The organism is Streptococcus sp. VTCC 12905, assembly GCF_049893385.1.
GTDB lineage: Bacteria > Bacillota > Bacilli > Lactobacillales > Streptococcaceae > Streptococcus > Streptococcus suis_AA.
In genome coordinates, this window is sequence record NZ_JBMVJC010000014.1 from 20,658 (window position 1) to 38,226 (window position 17,569).

General features: G+C 38.5%; 16 protein-coding genes. 4 read left to right on the plus strand and 12 right to left on the minus strand.

Annotated features, from left to right (window positions below; all coding sequences use genetic code 11):
* Positions 1-130: 130 nt before the first annotated feature.
* From ACPC58_RS06350 to ACPC58_RS06360, 3 genes are all read right to left on the minus strand, one after another.
* Positions 131-1,045 (minus strand): AEC family transporter, encoded by a 915-nt coding sequence (locus tag ACPC58_RS06350; protein ID WP_434065556.1) that lies wholly within the window; start codon positions 1,043-1,045, stop codon positions 131-133.
* Positions 1,046-1,245: 200 nt separating this feature from the next.
* Positions 1,246-1,605 carry a DUF1304 domain-containing protein gene (locus tag ACPC58_RS06355; RefSeq protein ID WP_024405053.1) on the minus strand — a complete coding sequence of 120 codons (360 nt, stop codon included), beginning with the start codon at positions 1,603-1,605 and terminating at the stop codon, positions 1,246-1,248.
* A 19-nt stretch (positions 1,606-1,624) separates the two neighbouring features.
* The gene (locus ACPC58_RS06360; protein WP_434065557.1) at positions 1,625-2,050 is read right to left on the minus strand and encodes a MarR family winged helix-turn-helix transcriptional regulator; all 426 of its coding nucleotides are present in this window, start codon (positions 2,048-2,050) and stop codon (positions 1,625-1,627) included.
* A 155-nt stretch (positions 2,051-2,205) separates the two neighbouring features.
* Here ACPC58_RS06360 and ACPC58_RS06365 point away from each other — a divergent pair, with 155 nt between their 5' ends.
* From ACPC58_RS06365 to ACPC58_RS06375, 3 genes are read left to right on the plus strand one after another with little or no spacing between them, the layout of a single operon-like run.
* Positions 2,206-2,964: a threonine/serine exporter family protein gene (locus ACPC58_RS06365; protein ID WP_434065572.1), complete on the plus strand. Its 759-nt coding sequence runs from the start codon at positions 2,206-2,208 to the stop codon at positions 2,962-2,964.
* A gap of 3 nt (positions 2,965-2,967) precedes the next feature.
* Positions 2,968-3,420, plus strand: a complete 453-nt coding sequence (locus tag ACPC58_RS06370; protein WP_434065558.1) for a threonine/serine exporter family protein — start codon at positions 2,968-2,970, stop codon at positions 3,418-3,420.
* A 56-nt stretch (positions 3,421-3,476) separates the two neighbouring features.
* Positions 3,477-4,664, plus strand: coding sequence for a cation diffusion facilitator family transporter (locus tag ACPC58_RS06375; protein ID WP_434065559.1), 1,188 nt, complete (start codon positions 3,477-3,479; stop codon positions 4,662-4,664).
* Between the two features lie 67 nt (positions 4,665-4,731).
* Here the strand turns inward: ACPC58_RS06375 and ACPC58_RS06380 are convergent, their stop codons facing one another.
* The 6 genes from ACPC58_RS06380 to ACPC58_RS06405 form a co-directional block, all read right to left on the minus strand.
* Positions 4,732-5,562 (minus strand): transporter substrate-binding domain-containing protein, encoded by an 831-nt coding sequence (locus ACPC58_RS06380; RefSeq protein ID WP_434065573.1) that lies wholly within the window; start codon positions 5,560-5,562, stop codon positions 4,732-4,734.
* Positions 5,563-5,581: 19 nt separating this feature from the next.
* Entirely contained in the window at positions 5,582-6,214 is a 633-nt protein-coding gene (locus ACPC58_RS06385) for an amino acid ABC transporter ATP-binding protein (RefSeq protein ID WP_434065560.1), read from the minus strand.
* A 9-nt stretch (positions 6,215-6,223) separates the two neighbouring features.
* Positions 6,224-6,865 (minus strand): amino acid ABC transporter permease, encoded by a 642-nt coding sequence (locus ACPC58_RS06390; RefSeq protein WP_024392702.1) that lies wholly within the window; start codon positions 6,863-6,865, stop codon positions 6,224-6,226.
* Between the two features lie 312 nt (positions 6,866-7,177).
* The gene (glmS, locus tag ACPC58_RS06395; RefSeq protein WP_289648971.1) at positions 7,178-8,989 is read right to left on the minus strand and encodes a glutamine--fructose-6-phosphate transaminase (isomerizing); all 1,812 of its coding nucleotides are present in this window, start codon (positions 8,987-8,989) and stop codon (positions 7,178-7,180) included.
* A gap of 166 nt (positions 8,990-9,155) precedes the next feature.
* Entirely contained in the window at positions 9,156-9,704 is a 549-nt protein-coding gene (lepB, locus tag ACPC58_RS06400) for a signal peptidase I (RefSeq protein WP_274504767.1), read from the minus strand.
* Between the two features lie 34 nt (positions 9,705-9,738).
* A complete protein-coding gene (locus ACPC58_RS06405) occupies positions 9,739-10,365 on the minus strand; it encodes a GDSL-type esterase/lipase family protein (RefSeq protein ID WP_216806977.1) in 627 nt (208 codons plus the stop codon).
* 84 nt (positions 10,366-10,449) lie between these two features.
* Here ACPC58_RS06405 and ACPC58_RS06410 point away from each other — a divergent pair, with 84 nt between their 5' ends.
* Positions 10,450-11,565, plus strand: a complete 1,116-nt coding sequence (locus ACPC58_RS06410) for an NAD(P)/FAD-dependent oxidoreductase (RefSeq protein ID WP_434065561.1) — start codon at positions 10,450-10,452, stop codon at positions 11,563-11,565.
* Positions 11,566-11,698: 133 nt separating this feature from the next.
* Here ACPC58_RS06410 and pyk read toward each other — a convergent pair whose 3' ends face one another.
* The 3 genes from pyk to ACPC58_RS06425 all read right to left on the minus strand — a co-directional run bounded on the left by pyk (position 11,699) and on the right by ACPC58_RS06425 (position 17,475).
* Positions 11,699-13,201: a pyruvate kinase gene (gene pyk, locus ACPC58_RS06415; RefSeq protein WP_434065562.1), complete on the minus strand. Its 1,503-nt coding sequence runs from the start codon at positions 13,199-13,201 to the stop codon at positions 11,699-11,701.
* 70 nt (positions 13,202-13,271) lie between these two features.
* On the minus strand, positions 13,272-14,282 hold the full coding sequence (pfkA, locus tag ACPC58_RS06420; RefSeq protein ID WP_434065563.1) for a 6-phosphofructokinase: 1,011 nt from the start codon (positions 14,280-14,282) through the stop codon (positions 13,272-13,274).
* 82 nt (positions 14,283-14,364) lie between these two features.
* Positions 14,365-17,475 (minus strand): DNA polymerase III subunit alpha, encoded by a 3,111-nt coding sequence (locus ACPC58_RS06425; protein ID WP_434065564.1) that lies wholly within the window; start codon positions 17,473-17,475, stop codon positions 14,365-14,367.
* Positions 17,476-17,569: the final 94 nt, after the last annotated feature.

The window sequence follows — 17,569 nt, forward strand, 5'->3', positions numbered from 1 at the left end:
GCTTAATGACGCAAACACAGTTCTCCCTATTTCCAGCCTTCAAGATCTCCCAGATAGCTGAAACTAGGCTACTTTTGATTTTCATTGAGTACAAGATAGATTTTAAGCCCTCGCACAAGCAAAGACTTTTTTATACGAATAGAAAAATCAGAAGTACCATCACAGCAAGGCTAACCAGTATAGATAAGGAATTGACATTCGCAGGTTCTGCAGAACGGCTTCCTAATTTTAATGCATAAATTGGTGACATGACCGAAATTGGAGATGCTAAGCACACCAGAAGCATTATTTTCATAGACTGCTCAATTGGGAATAGAAAATAGATGAGGGCCCCCATCAAGATATTGGCCCCTACTCGCAAAAACAAGAGGTAGGACAATCGACCAATTTCCTTCCAATTCAGTTTTAAATCAAGGAGGATTCCCAACATCAGCATCGCTAAAAACGGATTGGCATTGCTAGCAATCGTCAAAGTAGAGAGAATTTCTTGTGGAAGTTGTATGGATAAACTGGCTAGTAAAAGACTGACTAAGTATACCATTAGCGGAATAGAGCGCGAAATGTTTTTTAAAAATGATGTAACAGACATCCCTTCTTTTTCTACATCAATTCCAGTTGCAATACTGTAATTTCCTCCTAAAACCATAATTGCATTTCCTGCATCAAAGACGATAACGCTTAGCAAACTGCTCGCTGGAAAGAAGGCTTGAACAAAAGGTAATGTGAAAGTACCTATATTGTATCCAGATAATTGCATGAGCCCGACTGAGGCTTGATGTCCAGAGTGTTTAGCCTCCCAGTATCCCACTAGATTCAAAAGAAGATTACACAAAATTCCTAAAAGGAATGGGAGATAGAGACTGAGTGATACTTGTGCTGTTGAGGAGGCGATGAATAAGGAAGCTGGCAAAGTTACATTCATGACCAGAGTGGAAAAAATAGTGGCATCTTCTCTTCGGACTATTCCCTGGATTTTTAAAATGTAACCGAGACCTATTACGCAAATAAAACTAAAAGCGCGAGTTAATAATTCAAGTTCTGTCATGGATATAGTATAGCATAGAGAAGTTCATTCTGATTATATATAAAAATTTTATATAAACACTTGATTTAGGAAATGATAGGAATTGACCTTCCAAACTATTATAATCCAAAAGCCACAGATTACCTCTACATCTCTACACTAGATGAAGAACTGACTATTCGATAATTGCAAAAAGCCCTCCTCACGGAAGGCTTTTTAGCTTAGTTGAATAATAAGATTGAAATGAGGGTTAGGATTGCTGGCCCTCCCTGGGTCAAAAGGATTTTAGGACTAGAAGTCGCTGCTCCGTAGCCTGCCGCTCCAATAACAAACAAGACAAAAATAGTTGTCACTTCAAGGTTGCCTGTGAAAATTCCATACAAGAGAAAGACAGCTAATAAACCATTATAGATTCCCTGATTCTTAAATAGAGTGGTCACAGATTTACGTTGCAACTCATCCTTGGCCATATTGAAGACACGGCTTGTAGAATTTGAATGGGTCGCAAAGGTTTCCAAGTACATGATATATAAATGTTCAATAGCTACGATACTAGCTAGAATAGTGGTAAAAATAGACATAATGTCTCCTCTCTAAAAATTAAATAGGTAACTCTTGCAAGCCAATTAGTAGTTTGTCAAGCATGGCAAGAAATTGATTCCTCTCTTCGAGAGTCAAAACTTGGTTCATTGCTTCCTTGATCGCAAGATGATGGGCTGGAGGGGCAGAAATCAGTGCTTCTCGAGCCTGCTCAGTCGGCCATACAAGTACTTCTCTCTGATTCTTAGGATTTCGTTCACGACTAATATAACCTTGTTCTTCTAACAATTTCAGATGCCTAGTAATAGCTGCTCGATCAATCTGAAGTCGCTGCTGTAATGCTAATTGATGCATCGGGGCATCCTCCAACAATATCCGTAATATGGTGTAGCGTGTCAAGCTGATTCCCAATTGCTTTTCAAATAGATTAGAAATCGATTCATCAGCCACTTTTAATCTGTATAACATATCTTCCATTTCTTGCATAGATTTACCTCTTTTGATTGATTCGTCAATCATTGATGAATCAATTATATTACATTCCGAACAATTTGCAATTTATTTGCTTATCTATCAAAAAAATGTGTTTCCTATACCTATATTTTGTTATAATGAAGGAAAACAAGCGGAAGGACACATTGATGGAAAACACTCCTAGACTATACTTAGTCATAGATATACTCATGCTAGCTGGTGCTATTTTAGCGCAAAGCGGAGCTGAAATTCATCGAGTAGAGGATACAATGATTCGGATTGCACATTCACAAGGAATCGAACAAGCTAATGTTCTGGCGATTCCTGCTGCAATCTTTTTCTCCATTGATCATACAAACATTTCTCGTATGAAACGTATTGTGAGCTCAAATTACGACATGCAAAAAGTTTGTGATGTCAATCAAGTCTCCCGCTCTCTTGCCAATGAAGAAATTAGTTTGGAAGAGGCTTGGCAACAATTAAATAGAATAAAACAACAAAAACCACCATATAATAATATCCAAGTAACCTTGGCCGCAGTGATCGCTGCTCCTTTTTTTACCATTATGTTTGGTGGATCGCTTTTAGATGCTGCAAGCGCTATCCTTGCCACGGCCCTAGCTTTTCCTCTCTCTCTCATTGTAGATCGCTATATTGGAATTGACTTTGTCACAACTTTTGTCGGCGCTTTTGTGTTCTCACTCACATCCTACATACTAAGTACCCATACGAACCTTACCATCAATCCAAACCTGATTAACGCTGGTGCGGTCATGCCATTTGTACCTGGCATTGCATTCACAAATGCTGTGAGGGACCTGATGACCAACCATATTAATACTGGAATGACCAAGTTCTTTCAAACTGCGCTGATTATTTTATCACTTGGTGCTGGGACTACAGTCGCCCTGATGCTTGTGAGGTAAGGTATGACTTCCATTAATTTTTTATTTCAGGCGATTGCATCTTACATCGCTATTGCTGCTTTTTTAATTGTTCTCAATGTTCAAAAGAAAATGTTGATTCCGGGTGGTCTCCTAGGTATGCTTGTTTGGCTTATTTATCTTTTACTATTGGAACCAACAAATGTCTTGATTGCTACCTTTTTCGCAGCAATTATCGGATCCTGTGTCAGTCAGATCATGAGTATTTGGTTAAAAACACCCTCCGTCATCTTTTCATTGGCTATACTTGCTCCACTTGTTCCGGGTTACCGCGCATACATGTCTACTACCTATTTTGTTTCAGGCGAATATGCTCAAGCACTCACCAATATTACAACCGTATTGGCACTAGCTTTGGTTATCCCAATTGGTATGGCAAGTGGCACTATCTTATTACGCCTTTATAAGGTCATGAATGCTCATGAAAATTCAGTCTAACCCCTTGAAAACAGGGGCGCTTTTTGTTACAATGAAAACTTATTCAAGGAGATGCCATGAACCAAACTGTTTCCAATCTAAAGTGTGCTGAACGTGGTGCCTTACTATCAATAGGTACCTACATAGTCTTGTCAATTATAAAACTGACTGCAGGTCAAGTCTTTCATTCAGATGCCTTGCGAGCAGATGCCTTCAATAATATTTCCGATATTATTGGAAATGTTGCCGTACTGGTTGGATTGAAAATGGCCCAAAAACCTGCTGACACTGACCATAAATTCGGACATTGGAAAATGGAAGACCTCGCTAGTTTGATGACTTCTTTCATCATGTTCGTCGTTGGTTTTCAAGTCCTCTATGATACCTTACAAAAAATAATTAGTAATTCTCCAGTCGAGGTAGACATCACGGGGGCAATAGTAGGTGTTTTCTCCGCACTCGTTATGTTGGCCGTATATTTTTATAATAATCGCCTAGCGAAAAGAGTTCATTCTAAAGCACTTGAAGCCGCTGCCAAGGACAATCTATCTGACGCTGTCACCTCCATTGGAACTTCTATAGCAATCTTTGCTGCAGCCTTTAACTTCCCAATTGTTGATAAAATTGCTGCTATCATCATCACCTTTTTCATTCTAAAAACTGCATATGATATTTTTATGGAGAGCTTTTTCACACTCTCAGATGGTTTTGATGAAAACTTATTGAAAAAATACGAAGAGGATATTCTCAAACTTCCTAAAATTGTTTCTGTCAAGTCACAACGTGGTCGCACCTATGGTGCCAATATCTATCTGGATATTGTCCTCGAAATGAATCCGGATCTGTCCGTTTATGAAAGTCATGAAATAACTGAACAGGTTGAGCAACTCCTAACACTCAAACATGGTGTTTTTGATGTAGATATACACGTAGAACCATCTGAAATTCCACACGATGAGATGTATGAACACGTTTATGATAAACTCTTCCGATTTGAAACAGAAATACAAGCACATGCTACTGGATATGAGACTTTAATTGATGAGAACTACCTTCTCATCGATGCCAAAGGTCGGTATCAAGATAAAACTCAAATGCTTGAAAGTCACCCTGTTCAAACAAACTATCTTTCCAACTATCAGATGATTTCTATTAGTCAAAAGTCTAAACTAGTTACATTTGAAATTGGCGATTTTGTCCATACATCCCTCTGGCGTCGTCATGAAAATTGGACTGTCTTTTTCCACCAAATTTCAAAGAAATAAGCCTAGTCTGAACGACTGGCTTTTCTTTTGCACCAAAAAAGAGCACTAGGCTCTTTTATTTATATTTTTAGTTTTTTACTGCATCAGTTGCCACATCATCTCCAAACCATTTTTGAGAGATTTCTTGGAACTTACCTTCTTTGTACAATTCAGTAAATGCTTTATTGATATTTTCTACAAGTGTCGTATCTGACTGACGAGCTCCGACAGCGAATGCTTCATTTTCAAAACCAGCATCAATGATATTATAGTCATCAATGATTCCCTCTTGTTGCAAGTAGTAATTAGCATATACTCGGTCAATCAAGAGACCATCAATACGATCATTTTTCAAGTCAATCAAGGCTTCATTGAATGTTGCATATTGGCTCGCATCATTATTTTGCACAATATCTTTTAGGATAGCAGGCTGGCCTTCAAATACTGAATATCCTGAGGAACCGGCTTGCGCACCCAACACCTTGTCTTTCATATCAGATACCTGACTGATGTTGGAAGATTTTTTGGTGACAAGAACTTGTTGATTGTCCGTGTAAGGATTGGTGAAAAGAACTTTATCTTTCCGTTCGTCCGTAATTGAATACCCATTCCAAATTAAATCGATATTGCCATTCGTTAATTCCGTTTCCTTCAAGTCCCAGTCAATTGGCTGCCATTCAACAGTTATTCCATATTTTTCAAAAACAGCATTTGCTAAATCAATATCAAAACCTGTGTAAGAACCATCTGTTTGTTCAAATCCCATAGGAACGAAGGTTTTATCAAACCCAATCGTAATAGATTTTTCAGATTCGTAGGTAGACCAGTTATCTGACTTGGTTGCTGAGTCGCTAGACCCACATGCTACTAAAGCGAGACTCGATACGAGAGCAACTGCTCCTAAAACAATCTTTTTCATATTCATCATTTTAATTACCTCAATGTTTTGGTTCAATTTTGATGATTTCATCTGCGATATTTTTAGCAAACTGCATATCGTGAGTCACTACGATTTGCGTTATACCTGTCGCCCGATTTTCAAGAATCAATTTTTCAACTTCTTTTCTCAATTCGGGGTCCAAGGCTGAAGTTGGTTCATCATAACCAATAATCTCAGGATCAATCATCATAGCACGGGCTAGGGCCACTCGTTGCTTTTGTCCACCCGATAAGGAAAATGGATAAGCAGTCGCATGGTTGGCTAACCCAAGAGTATCCAATAGTTTACGGGCCTTGTCTTCCGCATCTGAACGAGACATGTTCTGTGTCTTTATTGGTGAAAGAATCAAATTTTCCAAAACGGATAAGTGTGGAAAAAGCTGGAAATCTTGAAAGACAAAGCCCAGCAAATTTCGTTTCTCTAATTCTTCAAGCGGTAGAGTTTGACCATTGTAAATCAATGTTCCTGAATCAATTGTTTCCAATCCTGCCAACATCCTCAATAAGGTCGTTTTACCACCACCTGATTGACCAACAATAGCTACAATCTTCCCCTCAGGAATAACTAAATTATAGTTGGAGAAAATCTGTTTGTTACCAAAACGTTTTGTAAGATTACGTAATTCTAACATGGCTTCCTCCTATCTATAATAGTCAAATTTCTTTTCTACCTGTTTAGAAACGAGTGTCACGACTCCAATCATCAAAAGGTAGATAGCACCTGCAATAAACATTGGTGCTAGGCTAGCATCTCGGTTGGCAGCCGTTCGACTAGCTAGCAAGAGATCGCTCACCCCAAGAGCATAAACCAATGAAGTGTCCTTCACCAATGTCATTACTTCATTGAAAACACTAGGTAGTACTATTTTTACTACCTGTGGTAAAACAATATATCGAATCGTCTGAACGGGTGTAAATTTTAATACTTTAGCGGCTTCGTATTGGCCGGCAGGGATGGCTTCAATCCCCCCTCGGAAAATTTCTGAGAAATAAGCCGCATAATTTAGGGTGAAAGCAAGAATAACCGCTGGCATTCGATCAAAAGTAATACCCACACTTGGTAAAACGTAGTAAACAAAGATTAATTGTAACAGCAATGGTGTTCCACGCATAATTAGTACATAGATATGCAATAACCACTGCAAGGGTTTAAATCGAATCTGCATCAAAAACGCAAAAACTGCTCCTAAAGGCAGGGATAAAATTAATACGAAAAAAAATACCTGCAAGGAGACAACCGCCCCACTCAATAGGCTGGGTAGGACTTCCAAAACATAATCCATAGAGCTCTCCTAAAAGAATTAGTAGGTTCTAGTATATCAAAAAATATCCTTTAATTCAAAGAATTTTCAATAAATTCTCCATTGTATTGTATATTTTTGCAAAAAGAGCCTGAAAACTTTAAAAAACGGATTTTGATTGCATTGAACAGTGAAAAGGGCTGGGGAGAGCCCTTTTCAGCTTATCTCCTAAAAACAAAAAAGAGATAAAGAAAGAGAGAACGAAGTTCGTCCTCTCTAGGTGTTAGCTTTTCATCTACCCACTACAGTTGACAAAGAGCCGAAGATTTGGATTCACCAAATCTCCTCTACAAATTATTCAACTGTTACTGATTTCGCCAAATTACGTGGTTTATCGACGTCCAAACCGCGTTGTAATGTTGCATAGTAAGCAATCAACTGTGTTGGAACGACCATAGCAATCGCTGACAAGAATGGATGAACAGTTGTAACAGTGATGTCATCTTCTTCCTTAGCTACTGCTTCATCTACTATTGTCAAGACATTGGCACCACGCGCCACTACTTCCTGGATATTGCCTCGAGTATGACTTGCGAGATGTGGATGATTTGAAATCAAGGCCAAAACTGGAACACCATCTTCAATCAATGAAATGGTACCGTGTTTCAATTCACCTGCCGCAAAACCTTCACATTGGATGTATGAAATTTCTTTCAATTTCAAGCTTGCTTCCATAGAAACGTAATAGTCACTTCCACGTCCAATGTAAAATGCATTACGAGTTGTAGCTAACAATTTTTCCACTTTTTCAGCAATCACATCTTTTTCTGACAAGCTAGCCTCGATGGATTGTGCAACGATTGACAATTCATGTACCAAATCAAAATCTTTTGCGTAGGCATTGCCATTTGCATCACCGACAGCCTTAGCCAAAACTGCCAAGGTAGCAATTTGGGCAGTATAGGCTTTTGTAGAAGCTACCGCAATTTCTGGACCTGCATGGAGCAACATAGTGTAAGTTGCTTCGCGTGACAGTGTTGAGCCTGGTACATTGGTTACTGTCAAGCTTGGAATGCCCATTTCATTAGCTTTAACCAATACCTGACGGCTATCAGCAGTTTCACCTGACTGGCTAATCATGACAAAGAGCGGCTTTTTACTCAAAAGCGGCATATTGTAGCCCCACTCTGATGAAATTCCCAGCTCTACTGGTGTATCAGTCAATTTTTCCAAGAAGTCTTTTGAGGCAAATCCTGCGTGATAGGAAGTTCCAGCAGCCAAGATATAGATACGGTCAGCTTCTTGTACTGCCTTGATAATATCCGCATCAACCGTTACCTGACCAGCTTCATTAGTATATGCGCTAATCAATTTACGCATTACAGTTGGTTGCTCATCAATTTCCTTGAGCATGTAGTATGGATAAGTTCCCTTACCAATATCTGACAAATCAAGCTCAGCTGTATAACTTCCACGTTCAATCGCATTGCCATCATAGTCCATGACTTCAACACTATCTTTTTTCACGACAACCAATTCCTTATCGTGAATTTCCATATATTCACTTGTCTCACGAATCATAGCCATGGCATCTGAGCAAACCATGTTATAGCCATCGCCTAATCCAATCAAAAGTGGAGATTTATTTTTGGCAACATAGATAGTATCTGCATCCGTAGCATCAATCAAGGCAAAGGCATATGAACCTTGAATAATCTTCAATGCTTTTTTGAAGGCTTCTAGAGTTGACAAACCTTCCTCAACAAATTGACCAATCAAGTGGACAGCAATCTCTGTATCTGTTTGTCCTTTGAAACTGTGGCCTTCTAAAAAATCATTCTTTATTTCTAGATAGTTTTCAATCACACCATTGTGTACGAGAACAAAACGACCAGTTTGTGATGTATGAGGGTGAGCATTGTCTTCAGTCGGTTTTCCATGTGTTGCCCAACGTGTATGACCAATTCCTGTTGTTCCTTCAGTCTTATCGCCAAGCTTTGCTGATAGTTCAGCAATACGGCCGACTGCTTTTACAAGATGCGCTTGGTCCCCATCTGCTACAAAAATACCTGCTGAATCATAACCGCGATATTCCAATTTTTCAAGACCTTGGATTAAGATATCAGTTGCATTTGCATTACCCACGACACCAACGATTCCACACATATTATTTACCTAAGATGTTTACTAACATATTCTTTCATTATTAATAAAATTGGTATAGCCCTATTTCAGGTCAATAAACCAGTAAAAACAGTATACAATACGCGTTTCTTTTTGTCAACACAAAAATTGGTATAGCCCTTTTCTTTATGTAAGCAAAAAAATAGGACTAGTTTTCGTTTACTAATCCTGTTTTTATAAAACCAAAATCTGAAAGCGGACTAATTCTAAACGTTAATCGACCAATCACATTTTTTTTAGGAATCAATCCAAAAGTCCTACTATCATCTTTATTCGTGCGATTATCATTCAAAACCAAAAAATAATCCCTTGGAATTACTTGAAGCTTTCCATCTGTGATGGTAGCCACCGTTAAATCCTCCGTATAATATTCTTGAAATTGAGGAGCATCCAAATAAGTTTCATCCACAACGACATCATTTCGATATAATACATCATCCATATAAGTAACTCTCTCATTAGTCATCGCAATGACTCTGCTGACATATTCGTGACCATCAATCTCATACAAAATGAAATCTCCATGTTCAATCGTTGCATTTTTAAATGCAATAATGTAATCATTTTCATGTAAATAAGTATTTGATTCATCTTTGGTAATTGTTACTGGCTCAAAAAACCAAACACGTAAACCAATGATTCCCGTTAGTAACAATAATAACAATACAATGTGTTTTACAAAATCTCTTTTAACCATAATCTCACCCTTTCACTTAACATTATATCATATTTCAAACTATTTCATTGACGAGATGACGGTAAATTTCAGAAGCAATTACTTGGTTTCCTAGTGGATTCAAATGGAGCCCATCACTATAATACTCATTATGACCTTTTGTTACCGAATAGAGATTTATAACTGGAAGATCCAATTGATTCCCTATTTCAGCAATAATTGTTTGAAGTTCTGCTTCAACAATTTGATTATTCAATCCAAAGCGACTAGTTGGAACGAAAGGTGGAATAACAAGATATACATCTGGCTGACTTGAGAGATTAGCATAACGCTCTGCCATTTCTTTATACTCCCGGACAAACCGTTCTCTATTCCAATAAGGCGCTCGGCTATCATTACTGCCTATCATGATGATCACAATATCCGCTTCGCTATCCAAAGATAACTGAGCATTTTTCTCATTAAAATAAGGAAAATCTGCAGTTGACTGAAGTGAACGCCCACTCAAACCATAATTTGAAACTTGATAATGTGAGCCAAGTTTCTCAGCTAGAATAAAAGGATAGGCATCTTTTTCACGATTCTCTAAGCCATATCCATAAGTCAAACTATCTCCGACTGTTGCAACTTTTACGGCCCCACTTCCGACGGTTAGGACCTCAGGATACATTATATCTGACACACGAACTCCTCAATTTTTCTTATTTTCTATTGTATCATGTTGAAAAAAATAAATAAACTTATGAATTTGTGATATAATTAACTTATGAAAAAACAAGTTATTATTATAGGCGGAGGAATAGTCGGTTCAACAGCCGCCTTCTATCTCTCCCAAGAAGAACAAATTGACCTTACACTAATAGACTCTGGAGTAGGAACAGCTACTCGAGCTGCTGCTGGTATCATTTGCCCATGGATGGCTCAAAAGAAAAATAAAGACTGGTATAAGTTAACATCCGATGGTGCTGTTTTCTACCGAAAATTGGTAGCCGATTTGGAAAAATCGGGTGCTACTGAGATTCCCTTCAAACAGACTGGAACTATCGGCCTAAAAAGCAAGCCTGAACTACTTGATAAAATACAAAAAATAGCCGAGGACCGTCGTGTTGACACTCCAACTATTGGGAAAATCACCCCTTTAATTGGCGCAGAAATCAGCCAGTACCTTCCACCACTCAAACCCGATTTTTTTGGAATTCATTTAGAAGGTGGCGGTCGTATAGATGGCAGTCGTTTAATCGATATCCTTCAAGAGCAAGTGTTAAAAAATGGCGGAGCGCTTCTACAAGGACAGGCAAAACTGTTAGATGCCAATACAGTTGAAGTAGAACATCAAGTGTTTAGTGCTGACCATATAATCTTAGCTACAGGGGCCTGGTTGCCACATATTCTTGAACCTCTTGGTTATCAAGTGGATGTTCGACCACAAAAAGGACAATTGTTAGAATTAGATACAGAATTCGATACAGATAATTGGCCAGTTTGTATGCCTTACGGAGAGATTGACATCCTACCATTTGAAAATGGAAAAATCATTATTGGTGCAACTCATGAAGATGATATGGGGTACGATTTAGAACTAGACCCTGAAAAAATCCAAGCCATGCATGATAAAATAGCCGAATTCATGCCTGATTTGGCAAATTATCCTGTAGCAAGAACTCGCATTGGAACGCGAGCTTATACTTCAACTTATTCTCCATTCTACGGAAATATTGAGGATATGCCTAATGTCTGGGTTGCTAGCGGTCTAGGCTCTACTGGTTTAACAAATGGGCCAATTATCGGTTGGCAAATCGCAAATGAAATTCTTGGATACGAAACAAACTTTGATCGTACACCATACTCACCTAATAATTATATAAAAAGAGTCAAAAACTAGCCTTTGACTCTTTTATTTTTCCCTTTATTTAATATATTTGAGAACTGATTCATACTACTTGAAATTGCTAAACATATAAAAACCTACTGTACAACGAATAATCGTTGATACAATAGGCTTTTCCATTATTAAATTATTTTACAGTGCGGATACGCATTGTGTTTGTATTACCTGAACCAACTGGAACACCAGCGACGATAACGATGTTATCACCTGATTGAACCAATCCTGATTCAAGGGCAGTTTTTTCAGCAACTTCAAACATGTCATCAGTTGATGCAGGTTTTTCAGTTACAACTGGAATAACACCCCAGTTCATCATCAATGATTTTTGAGTTTTTTCGTCAAATGTTATAGCCAAGATGTCAGCATCTGGACGGTATTTAGAGATAAGACGAGCAGTGTTACCAGATTCGGTAAGAGCTACGACAAGTTTGATATCCATTGAGCTTGTTGCATCTTTAACTGCTGAAGCCACAACTTCTGTTTTAGAAGCACGGTTAAAGTGATCTGAAGTCAAACGACCGTATTCATTCAACAAACTTTGAGCATTCTTAGCAATAGTTGCCATTGTGCGTACTGATTCAACAGGGTATTTACCATTTGCTGTCTCCCCAGAAAGCATTGTGGCATCTGTACCATCGATAACTGCGTTGAACACGTCTGAAACTTCTGAACGAGTTGCACGTGGTTTTTCAGTCATTGTTTCCAACATGTTTGTTGCCGTAATAACTGCTTTACCAGCCGCATTCACTTTAGTGATAATCATTTTTTGGTAAACTGGAACCATTTCGAATGGTACTTCAATACCCAAATCACCACGCGCAATCATAATACCATCAGCTGCTTCGATGATTTCATCAATATTATCGATACCTTGTTGGTTTTCAATTTTTGCGAACAATTGAACGTGATCGTTACCAGTTTCTTTACAGATGTTACGAACTTCTTCAACGTCTTTTGCAGTACGTACAAATGAAATAGCGATGAAGTTCAAACCTTGCTCAAGACCAAAACGAATATCTGCGTTATCACGGTCTGCAAGAGCTGGGAAAGGAATTTTAGTGTAAGGAATGTTTACACCTTTTTGTTTTGCGATAACACCATCATTTTCAACACCAACGATGAATTCACGAGTTTCTTCGTCTTTTGCGATAACAGTCAATCCAAGCTTACCATCATCAATAAGAATTTGTTTACCAACTTCAACGTCGTCGAACACATCCAAACCACCTGCAACGTTCAAAGCAATCACTTCTTTAGTTGATTTAATACCTTGTTTTGTTGCTACACGCAGTTGGTCACCAGTGGTATAAGAATACTCTTTTGCATCACCTTCGAATAACTCAGTACGGATTTCAGGACCTTTTGTATCCAACAAGAAAGCTACTTTTTTACCAGCAATTTCTTCAGCTCGACGTACAGTTGCCATACGTTCCCCTTGCTCTTGGTGGTCACCATGTGAGAAGTTGAAACGGAATACGTTAGCACCTTCAGTAATCAATTGGGCAATTTTTTGAGCAGATGCTTCAACATCTAATTTTTCGCCCCAGTAACCATCGTCACCAAATTTTTTACCACCGCGGATTTCAACCGCAGGACCAAGAGTTGCAACGATTTTGACACGTTTGTTCATGATATATAAAACTCCTTTTATAAATAACTGGTCTTATGACCCTTGTTTACAATCTATGATGTGTGACTTATTAGATTGAGATGTCACGATTTAACTTTGCAAGTCCCAAATCGGCTTTATGTGGATTATTGACAATAATCTTGCCATCTTCAGCCAAGCTGAACAATGCACCTTCTTCTGCAGTCCCTAGAATTGGATTTTCAACCATTTCTTCATTTCGAATTCCGACCGCTAAACCACCACGGCCTGCTTTCAATAATTTAACTGCATGTGAGCCCATACGAGATGCGAGTACACGATCACGAGCTGTTGGTGAACCGCCACGTTGGATATGACCAAGTTCAGCTACACGAAGATCGCTAACGTCACCAGCTGCTTTCAATTCTTTAGCGAATTGACTAGCCGGCATAACACCTTCTGCCAATACGATGATACTGTGTTTCTTACCATTTTCATAGCCAGATTTAACTTTTTCAACAACATCATGAATATCAAATCCTTCTTCTGGGATAATGATAATATCTGCACCAGATGCAATACCTGACCACAACGCAATATCCCCAGCGTTACGTCCCATTACTTCAACAACGAAAGTACGTCGGTGACTTGAAGAAGTGTCACGAATTTTATCGATAGCTTCCATGGCTGTTGTAACAGCAGTATCAAAACCAATAGTGAAATCAGTTCCTACAATATCGTTATCAATCGTACCAGGTAACCCAATTGCTGGGAAACCATGTTCAGTAAGACGCATAGCTCCATGATAAGAGCCGTCGCCACCAATAACTACAACACCTTCAATTCCGTGTTTTTTCAATTGCTCGATCCCTTTTAGTTGACCTTCCAACTTGGCAAATTCTGGATAACGAGCAGTACCAAGGAATGTACCACCACGAGAGATGATATCTCCAACGGAACGGACAGTTAATGGGTGAATATCTCCAGCTACCATTCCAGCATAGCCTTCATTGATACCATATACTTCCATTCCTTCTGAAATTGCTTGGCGAACAACTGCACGAATGGCAGCATTCATACCAGGTGCGTCCCCACCACTGGTTAAAACACCAATACGCTTCATTTCATTTGCTCCTTTAAAATTTCATTTTAACTGTCTTATTATAACATACTTGCAAGGAAGATGCTTGACTTTTTGCTATTTTTCAACGAAAAACCGTTTTCATAACAAATTCTGCCAACTCTTCTACTAATTGTGGTGACTTTACAACGCTAAATTGCTCAACTTTTATTGTTTCGTTCCGATCTTGATAGTGTAATATAACTGGGATGGGGCCTTTGTATCTCTCTAAGATTCGAGCAATCGCAAAATCATTTTCCCGGTTTTCTATCAAAATCCAACATTTTTCCTGAGAAACCAATTCCAACTGGTCTAGTACAAGTTGGTGCTGTCCCTCTCTTTCTTGAACCCTTCCCGTGATATAACAGAAACTATTTTCCTTTAATAATGACTGATACTTCCTGTAAGTTTCAGGAAACAAGGTAACATCTAATTTCTGTTTCGTATCAGTCACCTGTAAAAAGGCCATCTGCTCCCCAGTTTTTTTGGTTCGAATAACACGCACAGATTGAATTTGAACCAAAACTGTTGCCTTGCTTTCAGTTTCTAAATCTACAATGTCAGTAAGTCGTTGGGAAGATTGTTTTCGTAATTGAATGAGAGGGTGTGGACTAATTCCCAAACCAATTATTTCTTGTTCCATGTTGTATTTTTCGATATTGGAATAGTCATCCACATGCTTCCAACTATAGGCTTCCTCCGCAAAAAATGTCCCAAATGCTTCCGCAAAAACGAACAGATTTTCAAGATTTTCAACTATTTTCTTCCGATTCGACTCAATCTCATCAAATAAACCAAGTTGTATCAATGGCAATAACTGTTCTTTTTTTCTATATTGATGAGGTAGTCGTAGAATAAAATCTTCGAATGTAATGAATGGTCGATTTTCTATTATCCAAATAGCGAAATCTTTAGATAATCCTTTAATAGTTTTTAGACCCATGTAGATTTTATCTTTCTCAAATTTATCATGGTAGGGAATGGTATTGATGTACAATGGGGCAATCTGAAATTCGAATTGCAAGGCATCATGAATATAACCTACATTCGAATAATTCAACATCACTTCAAAAAATACATCTGGATAATGAGTTTTAAAAAAGGCCATCTGAAAGGCAAGGGCTGAATACGCATAGGCATGACTTCTATTAAAACCATAGCCAGCAAACTTGGCCATCATCGCAAAAATATCTTTGGTTTTTGACTTATCATGGCCATTCTTTTCAGCTCCTATTAAAAAATCAGCCTCCATCGCTTGCATCTCCTGAGCATTTTTCTTAGACATGGCTCGACGGAGCAAGTCAGCTTTCCCAAGTGTAAATCCAGCATACACTTGAGCAATCTGCATGACCTGTTCTTGATAAAGCATAATCCCGTAGGTCGGTTCAAGAATGGAAGCAATTGATGGATCTAACAAGACGACTGCTTCTTTGCCCTGTTTTCGTCGAACAAAATTCTCTGAATAATCACTCGCACCAGGGCGGTTCAAACTTGTAGTAGCTACGATATCCTCAAAACGAGTAGGTTTTACACGTTTTAATAAGCTAATAGCACCTGGCTGTTCAAATTGAAAAATACCTTTGGTCAGCCCTTTGGCAAATAATTCTAAAGTTGCCGAATCCTCCAAATCAATTGCAGCAATATCAATCGTTTTATTATATTTCTTCTTTACCAATTCCGCCATTTTCTGAACAAATGTCAGGTTTCTTAACCCCAGAAAATCCATCTTTAGAAGTCCATTAGCTTCAACCGCGTGAGCATCGTACTGCGTTATCAGCATATCGTCACCGATTTTTAATGGAATAGTATCCGTCAAGTCCTCGTCGCTAACCACAACACCCGCAGCATGAATTGATGTTTGCCTTGGCTGGCCTTCAATTTGTCTAGCAATAGCAAAGGCTTTTTGATACTCTATTTTACTATTGATGATTTGGCGAAATGCGGCGTTTCTCTGATAAGCGGACTCCAGACTATCACGAAAAGAAATTTTTTTAGTAATATTGGTCAGTTCATATTCCGGTGTTCCAAAACGCTTAAAGACATCGCGGATAGCTTGCTTGGCTCCAAAAGTAGAATAGGTCACAATTTGAGCTGCATGCGTCCTACCATAGCGATCACGGACATAACGGATAAAATCCGAGCGATGGACATCCGGTATATCAATATCTATATCAGGCATAGAATACCGTTCACTATTTAGAAACCTTTCAAATAGCAAGTTGTGTTTGACAGGATCAATACCTGTAATATTTAATGCATAAGCAACCAAACTTCCTACAGCTGATCCTCGTCCCATTCCCATATAGTAACCCTGGCTACGACCAAATCGAAGTAAATCCCATACAATCAGGAAATAATCATCAAATCCCATCTGATGAATGATGGCCAATTCCTTATCCAAACGTTCTTTATAAAGGGGGGAATCCAATTGTTTTTCCACTAAGCCTGCCTGTGCTTTTTCTCTCAATTCCTCAACTGCAGGTCGCTGACGATTAAATCGAGGAAGTTTAACTTTTTTATCAAGATGATAAGAAACATTCTCCACTAATTGTGCAAGATTGGAGATTGCCTGAGGATATCGGTCCATGAAGCTCATCGTCAATCTTTCAGCAGATAGTAAAACTTGTTGGTGTTCAATTTCGTTTACTTGATTAAGAGGAATGTTGTCTTTGATAGCACGTAAAACTTGTAGACTCTCTAGTTGATTTTCTTGAAAATAACGCACTGTATGTAACGGAAGGACAGGATGGTCAAAAGACTGAACTGGTGTATCTGAATAAATACCTATATAATAGTCTACCCCTAAATCAAGTTTATCGACACCATCTTTAAAAGGGACAATAACTGCAATATCTTGAAGGAATTGACGAATCGAATCAAAATCATCTTGACCGGTCATTTTTGCGGTAGAGATTTTCATCAGGTTTTGGTAACCCTTTGTCGATAATGCGATCAGTTTCGTTAAAATTTCTGACTGGCCGTTATTATATTTCCAGTCCAATTCACAACCAATGATGGGTCTGAGCCCTTCTTTTTGACAGGCTTCCAAAAATCCATATGCAGCGTACAAAGAATGAATATCCATGATTCCTATAGTTTGATAGCCGAGATTTTTTGCACGTTTAACGTATTCTTCAATTGTAACCATGCTATCCATAAAGGTATAGACGGTTTTTGTATCTAATTGCGCTAGCATGGTGTTCTCCTTTTTTATTATTATATACATTATACCAAAAATATCGATACCACGCATTCCGTGGTTCGGTAATTCCAAAATTCAGAGTTCAAGC

What these genes read in the sequence shown, in the direction of transcription:
- ACPC58_RS06350 (WP_434065556.1), bottom strand. Translation starts at nt 1,045, where the DNA reads ATGACAGAACTTGAATTATTAACTCGCGCTTTTAGTTTTATTTGCGTA.
- ACPC58_RS06355 (WP_024405053.1), bottom strand. Translation starts at nt 1,605, where the DNA reads ATGTCTATTTTTACCACTATTCTAGCTAGTATCGTAGCTATTGAACAT.
- ACPC58_RS06360 (WP_434065557.1), bottom strand. Translation starts at nt 2,050, where the DNA reads ATGCAAGAAATGGAAGATATGTTATACAGATTAAAAGTGGCTGATGAA.
- ACPC58_RS06365 (WP_434065572.1), top strand. Translation starts at nt 2,206, where the DNA reads ATGGAAAACACTCCTAGACTATACTTAGTCATAGATATACTCATGCTA.
- ACPC58_RS06370 (WP_434065558.1), top strand. Translation starts at nt 2,968, where the DNA reads ATGACTTCCATTAATTTTTTATTTCAGGCGATTGCATCTTACATCGCT.
- ACPC58_RS06375 (WP_434065559.1), top strand. Translation starts at nt 3,477, where the DNA reads ATGAACCAAACTGTTTCCAATCTAAAGTGTGCTGAACGTGGTGCCTTA.
- ACPC58_RS06380 (WP_434065573.1), bottom strand. Translation starts at nt 5,562, where the DNA reads ATGAAAAAGATTGTTTTAGGAGCAGTTGCTCTCGTATCGAGTCTCGCT.
- ACPC58_RS06385 (WP_434065560.1), bottom strand. Translation starts at nt 6,214, where the DNA reads ATGTTAGAATTACGTAATCTTACAAAACGTTTTGGTAACAAACAGATT.
- ACPC58_RS06390 (WP_024392702.1), bottom strand. Translation starts at nt 6,865, where the DNA reads ATGGATTATGTTTTGGAAGTCCTACCCAGCCTATTGAGTGGGGCGGTT.
- glmS (WP_289648971.1), bottom strand. Translation starts at nt 8,989, where the DNA reads ATGTGTGGAATCGTTGGTGTCGTGGGTAATGCAAATGCAACTGATATC.
- lepB (WP_274504767.1), bottom strand. Translation starts at nt 9,704, where the DNA reads ATGGTTAAAAGAGATTTTGTAAAACACATTGTATTGTTATTATTGTTA.
- ACPC58_RS06410 (WP_434065561.1), top strand. Translation starts at nt 10,450, where the DNA reads ATGAAAAAACAAGTTATTATTATAGGCGGAGGAATAGTCGGTTCAACA.
- pyk (WP_434065562.1), bottom strand. Translation starts at nt 13,201, where the DNA reads ATGAACAAACGTGTCAAAATCGTTGCAACTCTTGGTCCTGCGGTTGAA.
- pfkA (WP_434065563.1), bottom strand. Translation starts at nt 14,282, where the DNA reads ATGAAGCGTATTGGTGTTTTAACCAGTGGTGGGGACGCACCTGGTATG.
- ACPC58_RS06425 (WP_434065564.1), bottom strand. Translation starts at nt 17,475, where the DNA reads ATGCTAGCGCAATTAGATACAAAAACCGTCTATACCTTTATGGATAGC.